We start from the raw sequence: 15,412 nt of genomic DNA on the forward strand, positions 1-15,412 counted from the left end.
AAGCGGCCCGTCGATTTGGAATAAATCGACTTTTAGTGCACGTTCCGCGCGTACCGAGCTGCTGCCATGCCTCCCTAAGAAGGCACGACGCTCGGGCGCGGAGGAAACATGAACGAAATCGTCAAGCCGGACTCGCTGATCGTCGCCCAGGCCGAGAGCCTGACGGAGACCTTCTTCGGAGGCTGCCCGCACGATTGCCCCGACACCTGCTCCATGCTGTTCGACGTCAAGGACGGCCAATTGCAGGGCGTCCGCGGCAACCCCGACCACCCGATGACTCGCGGTGGCCTCTGCGTGAAGCTCAAGGATTACGAGAAGCGCCACTATCACCCGGATCGGCTGCTCTACCCGATGAAGCGGGTCGGCCCGAAGGGCTCGAAGCAGTTCGAGCGGATCTCCTGGGACGAGGCGCTGGACACCATCGTCACCCGCTGGAAGGCGATCATCGACAGCCACGGTCCGCAGGCCATCGCGCCCTACAGCTACCTCGGCAACCAGGGCCTCGTGCACGGGCTGAACGGCGGCGACGCCTTCTTCAACCGCATGGGCGCCACCGTCACCGAGCGGACCTTCTGCGGCGAGGGCTCCTGCACCGCGTGGCTGCTCACGGTCGGCCCGACCGCCGGCCTCGACCCGGACAGCTACATCCACTCCAAGTACATCGTGATCTGGGCCTGCAACTCGGTCAGCACGAACCTTCACCATTGGGCCATCGTGAAGGACGCCCAGAAGAAGGGCGCCAAGGTCGTCGTCATAGACGCCTACGCCTCCCGCACCGCCAAGGCCGCCGACTGGCACATCGCCCCGAAGCCGGGCACGGACGGCGCGCTCGCCATGGCGCTGATCAACTCGATCATCGAACAGGGCCTCGTCGATCAGGATTACGTCGACAACTACACCGTCGGCTTCGAGGAGTTGAAGGAGCGCGCCGCCGAGCGCACGCCGGACTGGGCCGCCGAGATCACCGGGGTCTCCGCCGACGACATCCGCAAGCTCGCCCGGGAGATGGCGACCGAACAGCCGGTGGGCATCCGCATCGGTGTGGCCCTGGAGCGGCATTACGGCGGCGGCCAGACCATCCGGGCGGTCGCCTGCATCCCGGCGCTGACCGGCGCGTGGCGCCATGTCGGCGGCGGCATCACGCAGTTCGGCGTCTGGGAGCACCCCTACAAGTTCGACGTCATCTGCCGCCCCGACTTGATCCCGGAGGGCACCCGCGTCGTCTCGAACCTGCAGATCGGCCGGGCGCTCACCGGCGAGATGAGGCTCGATCCGCCCATCATGTCCATGATGTGCTGGAACTCGAACCCCGTGACGCAGGCCCCCGAGACCGACAAGATCGTCGAGGGGCTGATGCGCGAGGACCTGTTCATGGTCTCGGCCGAGCACTTCATCTCGGACACGGCCTCCTACGCCGACATCCTGCTGCCCGCCACGATGGGCGCCGAGATGGAGGACATGATCCTCTCCTGGGGCCACCTCTACCTGACCTACAACACCAAGTGCGCCGAGGCGCCGGGCGAGGCGATCCCGAACAACGAGATCTTCCGCCGCCTTGCCGCCCGGCTCGGCTTCGAGGAGGAGAACTTCAAGTGGACCGACGCCGAGTGCCTTGAGCACTACGTCGATTGGAACGCCCCGGCCTGCGAGGGCATCGACCTCGCCTACATGCGCGAGCACGGCTTCGCCCGCCTGAAGGTCGGCACCCCCGACGACCGCGCCCCCCACCGCGAGGGCAACTTCCCGACGCCGACCGGCAAGTGCATGCTGAAGGTCGAGGGCGCCACGAACTTCGTCGCGCCGCCGTTCCGCCAGATGTACGAGGGGTTCCAGCCCGGCGAAGCCCTCGATCCGCTGCCGGATTACCTCGGCCCGCGTGAATCCCACACGAACGACCCGGAACTCGCCAAGCGTTTCCCGCTCAACATCGTCTCGCCCAAGAGCCACTACTTCCTGAACTCCTGCTACGCGAACATGGAGGACAAGCAAAAGGGCCAGGGCGAGCAGTTCGTGATGATCAGCGCCGAGGATGCGCGGGCGCGGGGCATCCTGGACGGGGACCGGGTGAAGGTCGCCAACGACCGCGGCGCCTTCAAGGGCGTGGCGCGGATCACCGACGACGTGAAGTCCGGCATCGTCGTGGCGACGCTGGGCTACTGGCGCCAGCTCAACGAGGGCACGGTGAACAGCATCTCGTCGGGCGCCTTCACCGACATGGGCCACGCGCCGTCCTTCTCGGACAACCTCGTCGAGGTCTCGCGCGCCAACTGAGGGGCAGTGACGGGCAGGAAACCGCCCGTCAGCCCGCCGGCACGCTCATCTCGAAGCGCAGCCCGTCGCCGTCGATCGTGCGCGAGAAACGGCCCCGCAGGCTGCGTTCGATGGTCTGCTTCAGCAGCCGCGAGCCGAAGCCCGTTCCCTCGCCCTTCACCGCCCCCGGCTCGGCCCCGCCCTCGCGCCATGCGAGCCGGATCGTGTCGCCGGTCATGCTGCCCTCGACCCGCACCGCACCGGAGCCGGACAGCGCCCCGTACTTCGCCGAGTTGGTCGCGAGTTCGTGGAAGATCATCGCGTAGTCGTTGGTGTATTCGGACCCGACCACGACGCCCTCGTCGATGGCGACGGCGATGTTGTGGCCCTGGTGGTAGGGCGACAGGATCCGCTGCGCGAGGTCCTTCAGGTGCACGTGGCCCTGGTCGAACTTCTGTGAGCGCGTCGCCAGGGTCGTGGCCTCGTGGAGCACGCCGAAGCGGCGGGCGAGGTCTTCCGCGAAGGCGGGCATCGAGGTCGCCTCCCGCGCCACGATGGAGGTCAGGGCGCGGGCCACGCTGAACATGTTCGAGACCCGGTGCGCCAGTTCGGCGGTGAGGAGCCGTTCGGCCTCCTCCGCGCGCTTGTGCTCGGTCACGTCCATGAAGATGGCCTGGAGCCATTCGCCGACGCGCCCGGCCTCGCCGCCGACGCCCCGCGCGGAGATCCACCGCGCCTCCGGCCCCACGCCGACACGGAAATCGAAGCTGTAGGGCTGCGGGTCGGTGGCGCTGGCCTCCCATTCCCGGATCATCCCCAGGCGGTCTTCGAGGTTCACCTTCGCGAACAGCTCATCGATGCCGATGACCGTCTGCGTGGTGCCCCAGAATTCCTGGCAGAGGCTGTCGAGCCGCGCGAGGCGCCGCACGGGCGACCACGCCCACAGGGCGACCCCGCCGCGATGGATCGTGTCGCTGAAGCTCGCCAGCGTCCACACCTCGTCGGCCGTTCCACCCCGCTCGGTCATGGCTGTCCGGGTTTGCTCTGTCAGGTCGGAGGGATCGAGACCCATGGGCGGGATTCTGTCTCCATGGCCCCCCGCGAGATGGAGGGAGCCGGGGCTTCGGCAAGGGGATCACGGTGATGCCTCACCGGGCGCCCGTGTCAAACACGGCGGATTGCCGCCCGCCGGCCGGTTAGTCACTTTCGTTCACGCTGTGGCGAAGAAACCGCTAGTTGCGCAGAATCTCGCAATGCTCGCGTCTTAAACCATGTGCCATACGAACGTCGACAACCAGTCGTCGCATCTTGCCGTTGGCACGAATGAAGATCATCACCCTTGCATCCGCCCTGATCCTGGCGGGCATAGGCCTCATCACCGGCCGGGCGACGGCCGAGACCGGCCCGAGCGATCTGGGAAACCTGATTTGGCGGGCGGGAGCGACCTCCCGCCGGGACGTGCAGGGCAGGGACGTCTCGCCCGGCGACCTCCGGGACCGCCTGACCGTCGTGTCCTTCGCGAGTTCGGGCTGCGCCATCCTCTGCGTCACCCGCACGATGGACCTCGACAAGCTCGCCCGCGACCTGCCCGCGTCGCTGCGGGAGCGTGTCCGCTTCCTCGTGATCGGCACCGACCCCGCCGCCGACGACGCCGCCCGGTTCCGGACCTTCGCGGACGGGCTCCTCGGGCCCGACCGGCGCCTGCGCTTCCTGGCCTCCGATGCCGAGGAGACCCGGGCGCTCGCCGAGCGGCTGCGCTACCCGGCCGACCGCCTGCCGGAGCCGCCCCCGACGATCCTGCTGTTCGACCGCCGGGGCGGTCTCGCCATGACCTATGGCGGCGACCCCGTGGACGCGCCCCGCCTGCAGCGGGACCTCGCGATCCTCGACACCTTCACCCAGGGAATTGGCCAGCCGGCCGCGCCCGCCTCTCGCTGACCCCGAACCCCCGCCTCGGCGACGGTTGGCTGGACTGGCAACGGCGCGGCCGACCAGCTCTTCACCTCAACTGCCTCGAAGCTCTGAGATCGTCAGCGCCGCGCGGATCGCGGCGCAGGCGGGATGATCGGCGCCGGGCGTGGCGGACAGGGCCACGCCCGGTTGCCAGACGAGGAAGTCGGTCCCTGTCCGGGTGCCGCCGAGGGCATAGACCCCGACACGCCCGGCCCGCGCCGTCCCCTGCGCGAGGGTGACGGACATGCGGAAATACTGGCGCGGGGAGGGGGTGCGCCTCCCATCCTGCGGCGGCACCGGGCCCGAAGGCTGCAACCGCCGCACCAGGGACGCGAGGTCGAACGACCCCGCCTCGTTGTAGACCGTGAGCGCCGGCTGGAGCCGCGCCGCGATCTCCGGCGTCATCGACGGGAGCCGCCCGATCTCATCGACGCTGAGAAAGGGCCCGTTGCGCGGGCCGTAGGAGAGACCCCTGGCGCGGTATTGCGCCAGTTCGGCGCCGCCATTGGGCTCCGGCACGTCGTCTGCGTCACGATAATCGGCGATCTCCGCGCCGAGGGCGAGGGCGGTGGAATCGGGAACGCCGAGAATCCGGAAGGCCTCTTCCATCGCCGGGCGCGGCGTGCGGTTCAGGTCGATCAGGCGGCCCTGATCCTCCAGGGACAGCACAGCCACACGGCCGGAGGGGAGGGCGCAGGCGACAGGGCGGCCGTCCTCCGGGAGGCCGAGCCCGGCGAGGCGGTAGGTCCGGGCCACGGCGAGGTCGTGGGCGAGGAGGCGGGTGATGCCGTCCGCCATGCCCTGCAGGTTCACGAGGTCGGCGCGGGTGCGGGCGAGGGCGGCGTTGGCCCGCGTCTGCAGGATCGCCGTGGCGAGGACCGCGCTGACGGCGGCGAGCACCATCACCACCGAGACGAGGACGAAGCCGTCCTCGTTGTCCCGCCGGGCGCCGCCGCTCACCGCACGTCTCCCGTGGCGATGATGAGCGGCGGCCAGCGCCGCGCGTCCGCCGGGGCGAAGGCGATCCGCACCTCGATGAGATCGGGCTGACGGTCCCGGCGCGCCCAGGCCGCCGCCCAGGTGGCGGGCATCCCCTTGGCCGGCGCTCCGTAATAGCGGAGCCCTAATCCGGCCACCCGTTCCAGCAGCACCTCCGAGCGCGCCGTCGCTGCCGTGCCCTGGAGGGTTTTGAGGGGGATGCGCCGCTCCACGAGATCGAAGCCGCCATCCCCGCGCGGGACGCCGACGAGGGTCGCGACGAGTTCCGCCGGGCGCTCGACGGCGCGGTCCGGGGCGATGGCCGCCGAGAGGCCATCCGGCCCGCCCTGCAGGACCGGCTGGGTGCCGTCCATATGGCGGCTGGCGAGGCTCCCGAAGGTGCGGGTCAGGTGGTCGCGTACCGCGCGGACCTGTCCCGATCCCTCGGCGGCGGCGACGGCGGCGGAGGTCCGCCCCGCGACGCGCACGGTCTCGATCAGCAGCACGCCGACGAGGGCGGCGAGCGCCAGGGAGACCAACACCTCGACCAGCGCGAAGCCGTCCTGCGAGCCGGGCTTGTTTTCACGCATCGGGCTTGCCCGGCACGAGGGTGGTGTAGACCGGTCGCCCCTCCGGCCCGCCGAGGGTGAGGACGAGGCGCCAGATCGCCGGGCCGCGCCGCGCGGGCAGGGCAGCGCGCACGTCGCTCACCGTGAGCGTCCAGGGGCGCCCATCCGCGAAGCGCCCCTCGCCGATCCCCACCGCGAGAGGTCCCGCCGCGATCCGTTGCAGGCAGATCGATTCGGCCTCGTCGGCTTCCGTCTGCCACAGGGCCGCCCGGCGCAGGCCCGTCACCGTCTCCCCCGCGATCTGCAGGGCGAGGATCATGCCGATGGCGGCGATGGCGAAGGCCACCAGCACCTCGACCACGGTGAAGCCGTCCTCCCCGCCGGATCGGGATGCGCTCACGGCAGCGTCCCCCGCGTGACGCGGCCGAGCAGCATGCCGACCGTCAGCACCCGCCCACCGATGACGATGCGCCCGCCGCTCGATCCGCCATCGGGCAGGAAGCGGATTTCCCCAGGCGTCGCGGTCGCGGCCTCCTCGACCTGCACGACGACCGGCAGGGGCGCCGTCGCGATGGGCACCGCGCCGGGCCTTGAGGAGAGGAACCGCCCCGAATCGGGCTCGAACACGAGATGCGCGGTCTCGCCGGAACGCAGCGCCTGCACCCGCAACAGGGCCATCTCCGCGCCGAGGGTGGCGGCGATCCGGTCGGCCCGGCGCACGGTGCCGCTGCCGGCGAACTGCGTCGCGACCGCCGCCGCGAGGCCGAGAATCACCAGGGTCACGAGCATCTCCACCAGGGTGAAGCCCGCGTTCTCGCCTGCCTCCTCCGGGGCTGCTCGGGCCGACACGTTCGCGAAATCTCCCAACCCCAGCGCGAGGTTGCACGCGCGTGAGACAACCGGAGCGTGGTGAAGATTCGGTTTCGCGGCTTGGCCGCTGCCAATGGCCCGGCCCATGCTACGCTCGCGTGCCTTCCACAACGGAGCGTGTGATCGTGCTGAACAGACGACGTTTCATGGCCGTGTCCGGGGCCGCGCTGGCCGCGCCGGCCCTCGCGCAGGGTGCGAACTCGCGGGTGCTCAAGTTCATCCCGCAGGCCGACCTGACGGTCCTCGACCCGATCTGGACGACCGCCTACGTCACCCGCAACCACGGGCTGGCGGTCTTCGACACGCTCTACGGCCTCGACAGCAGCTTCCGCGCCCAGCCGCAGATGGCGGCGGGCCATGTGACGGAGGACGACGGCAAGCGCTGGAAGATCACCCTGCGGCCGGGCCTGAAGTTCCACGACGGCACGCCGGTCCTGGCGCGGGATTGCGTGGCGAGCATCGGCCGGTGGGGCAAGCGCGACGCCATGGGGCAGTCGCTCCTGAGCTACACGGACGAACTCACCGCGCTGGACGACACGACCATCCAGTTCCGGCTGAAGAAGCCCTTCGTCCTCCTGCCGGATGCGCTGGGCAAGGTCGGCTCCAACATCTGCGCGATCATGCCGGAGCGGCTGGCCAAGACCGACGCCTTCACGCAGGTGACGGAGATGGTCGGCAGCGGCCCGTTCCGCTTCAAGGCGGACGAGCGCATCGTCGGCGCCCGCGTCGTCTATGAGAAGTTCGCCGATTACGTCCCCCGCGAGGGCGGCGAGCCGCAATGGACCTCCGGCCCGAAGCGCGCCTACATCGACCGGGTGGAGTGGACGATCATCCCCGATCAGGCCACCGCCGCCTCGGCCATGCAGACCGGCGAGATGGATTGGTGGGAGCAGCCCCCGGCCGACCTCGTGCCGACGCTGCGGGGCCTCACCACCACCATCAAGGACCCGACCGGCCTCATCGGCACGCTGCGGCTGAACCAGCTCCTGCCGCCCTTCGACAACCCGGCGATCCGCAAGGTCCTGCTCAAGGTCGTGGACCAGACCGACTTCATGCAGGCGGTGACGGGCACCGACCCGAAGCTGATGCACGCGCCGGTCGGCTATTTCTGCCCGAAGCTGCCGATGGCGAACGATGCCGGCCTCGATGCCCTGACCTCCACCCGCGACTTCGCGGCGGCCAAGAAGGAACTCGCCGCCGCAGGCTACAAGGGCGAGAAGATCGTGCTCATGGGCGCGTCCGACTTCCCGACGCTCAAGGCGCTGGCCGACGTCGCCGCCGACATGCTCTCCCGCGCCGGCTTCAACGTCGATTATCAGGTGATGGATTGGGGCACCGTCGTGCAGCGGCGGGCGAAGAAGGACCCGATCGCGCAGGGCGGCTGGAACGCGTTCTGCACCTTCTGGGCGGGACTCGATCAGGCGAACCCGGCGGTCAGCTCCTTCCTGCGCGGCAACGGCGCGGGCGCGGCCATCGGCTGGCCGACCAGCGAGAAGATCGAGGCCCTGCGCTCGCAATGGCTCGATTCGCCCGATGTCGCCAGCCAGAAGACGGTGGCCGCCGAGATCCAGAAGCAGGCTTTCGTGGACCTGCCCTACCTGCCCCTCGGCCAGTACTTCGTGCAGACCTCGTACCGGCCCAACATCTCGGGCGTCCTCGAAGGCGTGCCGGTGTTCTGGAACGTCAAGAAGGGCTGAATCCTGCGGCGTCCCGCCGGGCCTGCTGGCGGGGCGCCCTCCCGATCCTATCTCGGGGGCGGGAGGAGCACCGATGCAGACGATCGACCACGGCAGCCATGGCGAGATCCGCGATGCGGTGCGGGCGCTCTGCGCCGACTTCCCGGCGGAGTATCACCGCCGCATCGACGAGGCACGGGGCTACCCGGAGGCGTTTGTCGAGGCCCTGACCAAGGCCGGCTGGATGGCCGCGCTGATCCCCGAGGAATACGGCGGCTCCGGCCTCGGCCTGACGGAGGCTTCCGTCATCATGGAGGAGATCAACCGCTCGGGCGGCAATTCCGGCGCCTGCCACGGCCAGATGTACAACATGAACACCCTCGTCCGGCACGGCTCGGAGGAGCAGCGCCGGCATTACCTGCCGCGCATCGCGGCGGGGGAGTTGCGGCTGCAATCCATGGGCGTCACCGAGCCCGGCGCCGGAACCGACACCACCAAGATCAAGACGACGGCTGTGCGCCGGGGCGACCGCTACGTCATCAACGGGCAGAAGGTGTGGATCTCGCGGGTCCAGCATTCGGACCTGATGATCCTGCTCGCCCGCACCACGCCCCTCGACCAGGTGAAGAAGAAATCCGAGGGGATGTCGATCTTCCTCGTGGACCTGCACGAGGCCGTCAAGACGGGCCTGACGGTGCGGCCGATCCTCAACATGGTCAACCACGAGACCAACGAGCTGTTCTTCGACGAGCTCGAAATCCCCGCCGAGAACCTGATCGGCGAGGAGGGCCAGGGCTTCAAGTACATCATGACCGGGCTCAACGCCGAGCGGGCATTGATCGCCGCCGAATGCATCGGCGACGGCTACTGGTTCATCGACAAGGTCACGGCCTACACGAAGGAGCGCGTGGTGTTCGGCCGCCCCATCGGCCAGAACCAGGGCGTGCAGTTCCCCATCGCGGAAAGCTTCATCGAGGTCGAGGCGGCCAACCTCATGCGCTACGAGGCCTGCCGCCTCTACGATGCCGGCGAGCCCTGCGGCGCCCAGGCCAACATGGCGAAGTATCTCGCCGCCAAGGCAAGCTGGGAGGCGGCCAATGCCTGCATCCAGTTCCACGGCGGCTTCGGTTTCGCCGCCGAATACGACGTGGAGCGCAAGTTCCGCGAGACGCGCCTCTATCAGGTCGCGCCGATCTCCACGAACCTGATCCTGTCCTACGTCGCCGAGCATATCCTCGGGCTGCCGCGCTCGTTCTGACCCGCCCGGCCCGATTGCGCTTGAACCGGTGCCCCAACCTTGGCACCCCCTGGGGGCCATGCATGCACCCCGCACGATCCGTCGCCCGGCCTCCGCCCTCAGACGCCTGCTGACCAGCGAGGCCGGCGGCGGGCTCGTGCTGATGGCGAGCGCCGCGCTGGCCCTGGTCGTGGCGAACTCGTCCCTGGCGGAGGTCTATTTCGCGGCGCTCAAGGCCCATCTCGGGCCGCTCAGCGTGCTGCACTGGATCAACGACGCGCTGATGGCCGCGTTCTTCCTGCTCGTCGGGCTGGAGATCAAGCGCGAGATGCTCGACGGACGCCTGCGCACATGGCCCGACCGCGTCCTGCCGGGCGTCGCCGCGCTGGGCGGGATGATGGCCCCGGCCCTGGTCTACATTGCCGTGAATCGGCACTCGCCCGAGACCCTGCGCGGCTGGGCGATTCCCGCCGCCACGGACATCGCCTTCGCCCTCGGGGTGCTGGCCCTCATCGGGTCGCGGGTGCCGGTGTCGCTGAAGGTGTTCCTGACGGCGCTCGCCATCATCGACGACCTCGGCGCCGTGGTCATCATCGCGGCCTTCTACACCGCCGACCTCTCCCTGCCGATGCTCGGCGGGGCGGCCGCGACCCTCGCGGTCCTCTACGGGCTGAACAAGGCCGGGGTCTCGCGCCTCTCGCCCTACCTCGTCCTCGGCGTCGTGCTGTGGCTGTTCGTGCTGAAATCCGGCGTGCACGCCACCATCGCCGGGGTGCTGCTGGCCCTCACGATCCCCCTGCGCCTCAGCCGGGGCACGCCCGACGACCCGGCCTCGCCCCTGCACCGGCTGGAACACGCGATCCACCCCTGGTCGGCCTATCTCGTGCTGCCGATCTTCGGCTTCGCCAATGCCGGCGTGTCCCTCGTCGGGTTCGAACCGCGGATGCTCCTCGATCCCGTGACCCTCGGCGTGGCGCTCGGCCTCTTCCTCGGCAAGCAACTCGGCGTGTTCGGCTTCGTGCTCGCCTGCGTGAAGACGGGGCTGGCGCCGCGACCGGCCCACGCGAGCTGGGCGCAGGTCTACGGCGTCGCGCTGCTCTGCGGCGTCGGATTCACCATGAGCCTGTTCATCGGCCTCCTGGCCTTCGCCGACGCCCCCGCGCTCGAATCGGAGGTGAAGGTCGGCGTGCTCGCGGGCTCCATCGCCTGCATCGTCGCGGGCGCCCTCGTGTTGCTCGTCGCCCCGGCCCGGCCGGGCGCGCGCTAACCCCCGTCCGCCGCGTCCGCACCGTTTCACGCTCGCGTGAGGGATGTTGCATTTGCGCCGCAGCGCCTGCGGTCGCGAAGGGTCTCCCTGCGACAATTAACGTCTCGTTAACCATTGTAAACATAATATTTATTCAGTCACGAGACAGACTTTCTCGTGAATTCGATTGATCAGCATGAGTCAAAACCGAGACTTTTGCGGATCGGACCCCCAAGAACCCAGATACAACCGCAAGCTGCCATTCTGGACGTACTCGCGACTTGCGCGGGGCGACGGCACCGACTTGCGCCTTGAGGACGCCGCAGGATGTTCATCGTCATCGACGAGCGGGAAAGCGTGACCTCCCAGTACGTGGCCGGTTTCGGCGAAGAGGGCGTCAGCGCCCGTGCCCTCCCCACGGACGGTTTTGAGATCTGGCTCAACGGGGTTCCCGCGAAAGACCTGGACAGCGTGCAGGGCTTCGTCCTCGGCGACTTCACCGAGCGGCCGGGATACACGGCGGCGATCCGCACGCTGTCGCGGGCGCCGATCATCGCCCTGAACGAGACGCGCTCCCTCGAACAAACCCTCGCCCTGTTCACGGCCGGCATCGACGACGTGGTGCGCAAGCCGGCCGGCATCGTGCGCCCGCGCGACATCTCGCGGAAGAACACGATCGACTACGACAAGATTGCCGAGGCGCGCATCTCCTACGGCGGGCGCGGGCGCATCACCGACGTGCAGAACCCGACCGTCGGCCAGCAGATCTTCGAAACGGTCTCGCCGTTCTAGTGCATCAATTCAGACGAAGGCGTCAGCCGCGTCGGAAAAATTGATGCAAAAACAAAGAGCTAGGGCAGAGACGCATGAACAGAGTGAGTGCGTCTCTGCACGAGCGCGCGGACGGGGGGACACATCATGGCGGATGCCGAAAAGAAGAAGGGCGGCAAGGGCTGGGTCGGGGGGCTTCTCCTCTCCACCCTGGTCGCGGTCGGCACGGGCGGGATGCTCGGCGTCTACCTGCTCTCGACGGTCGAGAAGGCGGTGGACCAGAAGGTCCGCGACGAGCAGGCCAAGGCCGCCCCCGCGCTGAACTATGCCGGCGACCTCTCCCTGCGCAGCGTCGGCTCCGTGGTGACGAACCTCGCCGAACCGACCGAATCCTGGGTGCGCGTCGAATCCTCGGTGGTGCTGAAGGGCGTCGTGCCGAACGCCGACGTGACGCTCGCCGAGATCCGCGCCGACCTGCTCGCCTACCTGCGCACCCTCTCCCTGGCACAGATCGAGGGCGCGAGCGGGCTCCAGCACCTGCGGGAAGACCTCAACGAACGGGTGGCGCTCCGCAGCAAGGGCACGATCCGCGAACTCATCGTCGAATCCCTGGTGGTGCAATGACCTCTCGTCGGCATGCCCTGCGGCTCGCCGCGATCCTCGGCCTGACGCTGGCGGCCGGCGCCGCGCAGGCACAGGGCGTCACGGGCGTTCCTGCCCTCGACCAGTTGCTGCCGGCGGGGAACGGGGCGGCCTCGGGCCGGATCCTGCAACTCGTCGCGCTTCTCACCGTCCTGTCGCTGGCGCCCGGCCTCCTCGTGATGGTCACGAGCTTCACGCGCTTCTCGGTGGCGCTGTCCTTCCTGCGCTCGGGGCTCGGGCTCCAGAACACGCCCGCGAACCTGTTCCTCGTCTCGCTCTCGCTGTTCATGACCTTCTACGTCATGGCCCCGACCTTCGACCGGGCCTGGGGCGAGGGCGTGAAGCCCCTGCAGGAAAACCGGATCACCGAGGAGGAGGCCTACGGCAGGATCGTGGAGCCGTTCCGCGAGTTCATGACCGCGCAGGTGCGGCCGAAGGATCTGCAGACGTTCTCCGATCTCGCCAGCCGCAACTTCCCCAAGGCCGAGGCCGGCGAGAAGATCGACCTGCGCATCCTGATCCCGGCCTTCATGATCTCCGAACTGCGCCGGGGATTCGAGATCGGCTTCCTGATCGCGCTGCCCTTCCTCGTCATCGACATCATCGTCTCCACCATCGTCATGTCGATGGGCATGATGATGTTGCCGCCGACAGTGATCTCCCTGCCGTTCAAGGTGTTGTTCTTCATCCTCATAGACGGCTGGAATCTGTTGGTGACAGGTCTCGTGCGCTCGTTCTTCTGAAGAGCAGCTTCGCGCAAGGCTGACCCGTCACACAGGCTGACGACGCAAGTCAGGTCGCCAGCAGGGTTGGTCCAGGGATGTTCGGACGCGAGCAAGCCGAGAGGCTGTGGAGCAACATCATCGAACTCGGGGCACGCCGGCTCGTGGCGCTCGGCCTCGTGGGTCTCTTCGTCTTCACCGGCGTCGGGCTCGGCGCCTATTACCTCAGCCGCCCGGCGCAGGAAGCGCTCTATACCGGCCTGTCCCGCGAGGATGTCGGGCGCATCGGCGGGGTCCTGAAGGACAACGGCATCCCGTTCGACGTCAGCGCCGACGGCACCGCCGTGATGGTCCGCTACGGCAACACCGCCCAGGCCCGCATGCTGCTCGCGGAGAAGGGCCTGCCGCAGAGCTCGAAGTCCGGCTACGAGCTGTTCAACGATCTCGGGTCCCTCGGCATGACCTCGTTCATGCAGGAGGTGACGCGGGTGCGGGCGCTGGAAGGCGAACTCGCCCGCACCATCCAGGGCATGAAGGGCGTGCGCGCCGCCCGCGTCCACATCGTGCTGCCCGACCGCGCCTCGTTCCGCCGGGACCAGCAGCCGCCCTCGGCCTCCGTGGTGGTGCGCACCGAGCCCGCCGACGACGTGAGCGGCGCCCAGGCGATCCGCCAGCTCGTCGCCGCCGCGATTACCGCCCCCAGTTGCACGGCCGAGCGCGTGATGCGCTTGATCTCGTCGGGCTCGAAATACTTCAGCAGGCGGCCCGCCGCCGGCTTGCCCATGGCCAGCAGCAGGGTCGCGACCTGATCGACCGGCGCGAGCGCACGGCCCGGCCCGCGCAGGGCCGGGGGCGGGGTCGCCGGGGATGGTGCCAGGGGTGCAGCTGCCACGAACTCGGCCTCAGGCGGCCGCGTCGGTTTCGGACGGCCCGACCACCTCGGTCAGCGAGACGCCGAAGCGGGAATTGTCCTCCTCGACGATGACGATCTCCCCCCGGGCGACGACCCGCCCGTTGACCATGACGTCGACGGGCTCGCCCACCCGGTGGTCCAGCGGCACCACGGCGCCGCGCCCGAGCTTCATCAGGTTGGCGACCGGCATGGTCGCCGAGCCCAGCACCACCTGCACGAGGACGGGGATGCGCAATATCGAATCGAGGTTGCGCCCGTCGCCGAGGCGCGGCTCCTCGGCGGCCTGGGGGGTCTCGGCGTCGGGGAAGGGGCTGTTGCTCATCGCGGACTCGGGGCGTTCAGCCGTGCGGCGGGGGATTCTCTAGCAGGTCTGGCTGATGCGAGGCTGTCCCGCGCGGCCTCCAGCGCGGCGAGGGTGGCGCGGGCCTCGTCGATCCGGCGGCCCAGCGCGTCGAGCACTTCGCGGCCCTCGCCCGCGAAGCTGCGCACCGCCTCCCCGGCGCTCGCCAGGGCGTGGCCGGAGGCGGCCATGGCGCGCCCGTACTCCGCCTGGGTGCGGTCGAGGCGCTTCAGCTTCAGGTACATCGGCACCACGCAGGCGCAGGTGCCGAGGAGGGCGGCGAGAAGCACGCCGTCAACCAGCGAGGTCATGAAGCTTGTCCTTGTCCTGAGCGATGACCTCGTCGATCCGCAGCACGTAGGCCCCCTGCGCCTGTCCGGCATGGGCCCAGAACAGCGGCCGTTGGTTGCCTTCGAGCTTGATGCGGGTGGTCGGCGTGGCGTCGAGGCCGATGACCTGCCCGACCTTCAGCCCGGCGATCTCGCCGAGCGTCAGGTGGCGCTCCTCCAGCACGGCGCGCAGCGTCACCTCGGCCTTCTGGACCTGGGCGGCGATCTGCTGCGACCAGCGCGGATCGCGGGCGGTGGATTCGCCGGTGAGCACCTTGGCGAGGCTCGCCCGCAGGGGATTCAGCAGGGCCTGCGGGATGATGAGGAACATCTCGCCGCTGCGGCTGAGGCCCTGGAACAGGAACTTCGCCTGCACCGCGTGGTTCGTGCGCCGCCCGATGATCGCGAACTCCATCCGCGTCTCGGTGCGCTCCAGCCTGAAGGCCGTCTGCGAGACGAGGCCGAACGAGCTCTCCAGCGCCTTGCCGACCTGCTCGAACACCATCTGCGCCACCCGCAGTTCGATGGCGGAGAAGGCGCGCTCCTCCTCGACCGGGGGCTCCGATCCGTCGGCGCCGAACAGCACCTCGACCATCGTGTAGATGAAGTCGCGGTCGAGCCCGACGAGGACGTGCCCGTCCCAGCCCGGCGCGTGGAAGATGCCGACCACGGCGTTGTTGTCGTAGGCGTCGAGGAAGTCGCCGAAGCGCCCGCTCTCCACGCCGGAGAGGGCGTAGAAGATGGTCGAGGAAACCCGGTGCTTCAGGGCGTCGCCACAGCCGGTGGCGAGGCGGTCGAAGATGAGCTGCAGCATCGGCAGCCGGTCGAGGGACAGCCCCGCCGCCTGCTGGATGCGCGACCGGATGTCGGCCGGCTCGCGCCGGATCGGCGGCGCCTCGATGGGGGCGGCCTCCAT

Annotated in this window: 16 protein-coding genes and 1 pseudogene; 9 read left to right on the top strand and 8 right to left on the bottom strand. The window is 69.2% G+C overall.

Features of this window, described 5'->3' with window-relative positions; all coding sequences use genetic code 11:
- The first annotated feature begins 108 nt into the window (after positions 1–108).
- Positions 109–2,271: a molybdopterin-containing oxidoreductase family protein gene (locus ACXJ1Y_RS01895; RefSeq protein ID WP_463848498.1), complete on the top strand. Its 2,163-nt coding sequence runs from the start codon at positions 109–111 to the stop codon at positions 2,269–2,271.
- A gap of 28 nt (positions 2,272–2,299) precedes the next feature.
- Here the strand turns inward: ACXJ1Y_RS01895 and ACXJ1Y_RS01900 are convergent, their stop codons facing one another.
- Entirely contained in the window at positions 2,300–3,277 is a 978-nt protein-coding gene (locus ACXJ1Y_RS01900; protein WP_463848499.1) for a sensor histidine kinase, read from the bottom strand.
- A gap of 296 nt (positions 3,278–3,573) precedes the next feature.
- On the opposite strand from ACXJ1Y_RS01900, the gene ACXJ1Y_RS01905 reads away from it, so the two are divergent.
- Positions 3,574–4,188 carry an SCO family protein gene (locus tag ACXJ1Y_RS01905; RefSeq protein ID WP_463848500.1) on the top strand — a complete coding sequence of 205 codons (615 nt, stop codon included), beginning with the start codon at positions 3,574–3,576 and terminating at the stop codon, positions 4,186–4,188.
- Between the two features lie 66 nt (positions 4,189–4,254).
- Here the strand turns inward: ACXJ1Y_RS01905 and ACXJ1Y_RS01910 are convergent, their stop codons facing one another.
- Genes ACXJ1Y_RS01910 through ACXJ1Y_RS01925 form a run of 4 tightly spaced genes read right to left on the bottom strand, consistent with a single transcriptional unit; the run spans position 4,255 to position 6,599 of the window.
- Positions 4,255–5,163: a type II secretion system minor pseudopilin gene (locus tag ACXJ1Y_RS01910; protein ID WP_463848501.1), complete on the bottom strand. Its 909-nt coding sequence runs from the start codon at positions 5,161–5,163 to the stop codon at positions 4,255–4,257.
- A complete protein-coding gene (locus tag ACXJ1Y_RS01915; RefSeq protein WP_463848502.1) occupies positions 5,160–5,771 on the bottom strand; it encodes a PulJ/GspJ family protein in 612 nt (203 codons plus the stop codon). Before ACXJ1Y_RS01915 ends, ACXJ1Y_RS01910 begins: the two co-directional genes overlap by 4 nt.
- The gene (locus ACXJ1Y_RS01920) at positions 5,764–6,150 is read right to left on the bottom strand and encodes a type IV pilus modification PilV family protein (RefSeq protein ID WP_463848503.1); all 387 of its coding nucleotides are present in this window, start codon (positions 6,148–6,150) and stop codon (positions 5,764–5,766) included. The genes ACXJ1Y_RS01915 and ACXJ1Y_RS01920 overlap by 8 nt, the downstream gene beginning before the upstream one ends.
- A complete protein-coding gene (locus tag ACXJ1Y_RS01925) occupies positions 6,147–6,599 on the bottom strand; it encodes a pilus assembly FimT family protein (protein WP_463848504.1) in 453 nt (150 codons plus the stop codon). The genes ACXJ1Y_RS01920 and ACXJ1Y_RS01925 overlap by 4 nt, the downstream gene beginning before the upstream one ends.
- A 167-nt stretch (positions 6,600–6,766) precedes the next feature.
- On the opposite strand from ACXJ1Y_RS01925, the gene ACXJ1Y_RS01930 reads away from it, so the two are divergent.
- From ACXJ1Y_RS01930 to ACXJ1Y_RS01960, 7 genes and pseudogenes are all read left to right on the top strand, one after another.
- Positions 6,767–8,317 (top strand): ABC transporter substrate-binding protein, encoded by a 1,551-nt coding sequence (locus ACXJ1Y_RS01930; protein WP_463848505.1) that lies wholly within the window; start codon positions 6,767–6,769, stop codon positions 8,315–8,317.
- Positions 8,318–8,390: 73 nt separating this feature from the next.
- Positions 8,391–9,554 (top strand): acyl-CoA dehydrogenase family protein, encoded by a 1,164-nt coding sequence (locus tag ACXJ1Y_RS01935; RefSeq protein WP_463848506.1) that lies wholly within the window; start codon positions 8,391–8,393, stop codon positions 9,552–9,554.
- A 58-nt stretch (positions 9,555–9,612) separates the two neighbouring features.
- Positions 9,613–10,800 (top strand): Na+/H+ antiporter NhaA, encoded by a 1,188-nt coding sequence (gene nhaA / locus ACXJ1Y_RS01940; protein WP_463848507.1) that lies wholly within the window; start codon positions 9,613–9,615, stop codon positions 10,798–10,800.
- A 306-nt stretch (positions 10,801–11,106) separates the two neighbouring features.
- Positions 11,107–11,571 carry a flagellar basal body L-ring protein FlgH gene (locus ACXJ1Y_RS01945; RefSeq protein ID WP_463848508.1) on the top strand — a complete coding sequence of 155 codons (465 nt, stop codon included), beginning with the start codon at positions 11,107–11,109 and terminating at the stop codon, positions 11,569–11,571.
- Between the two features lie 126 nt (positions 11,572–11,697).
- Entirely contained in the window at positions 11,698–12,174 is a 477-nt protein-coding gene (locus ACXJ1Y_RS01950; RefSeq protein ID WP_463848509.1) for a flagellar basal body-associated FliL family protein, read from the top strand.
- Complete coding sequence (gene fliP, locus ACXJ1Y_RS01955) at positions 12,171–12,935, top strand: flagellar type III secretion system pore protein FliP (RefSeq protein ID WP_463848510.1); 765 nt, start codon at positions 12,171–12,173, stop codon at positions 12,933–12,935. Before ACXJ1Y_RS01950 ends, fliP begins: the two co-directional genes overlap by 4 nt.
- A gap of 77 nt (positions 12,936–13,012) precedes the next feature.
- Positions 13,013–13,616: pseudogene (locus ACXJ1Y_RS01960) on the top strand (flagellar basal-body MS-ring/collar protein FliF); the annotation flags it as partial.
- Positions 13,617–13,816: 200 nt separating this feature from the next.
- Here ACXJ1Y_RS01960 and fliN read toward each other — a convergent pair.
- From fliN to ACXJ1Y_RS01975, 3 genes are read right to left on the bottom strand one after another with little or no spacing between them, the layout of a single operon-like run.
- Positions 13,817–14,149 (bottom strand): flagellar motor switch protein FliN, encoded by a 333-nt coding sequence (fliN, locus tag ACXJ1Y_RS01965; RefSeq protein ID WP_463848511.1) that lies wholly within the window; start codon positions 14,147–14,149, stop codon positions 13,817–13,819.
- The gene (locus tag ACXJ1Y_RS01970) at positions 14,146–14,478 is read right to left on the bottom strand and encodes a hypothetical protein (protein ID WP_463848512.1); all 333 of its coding nucleotides are present in this window, start codon (positions 14,476–14,478) and stop codon (positions 14,146–14,148) included. Before ACXJ1Y_RS01970 ends, fliN begins: the two co-directional genes overlap by 4 nt.
- Complete coding sequence (locus ACXJ1Y_RS01975) at positions 14,462–15,412, bottom strand: flagellar motor switch protein FliM (protein ID WP_463848513.1); 951 nt, start codon at positions 15,410–15,412, stop codon at positions 14,462–14,464. The genes ACXJ1Y_RS01970 and ACXJ1Y_RS01975 overlap by 17 nt, the downstream gene beginning before the upstream one ends.

The sequence above is a fragment of the Methylobacterium sp. TK26 genome (assembly GCF_055361565.1).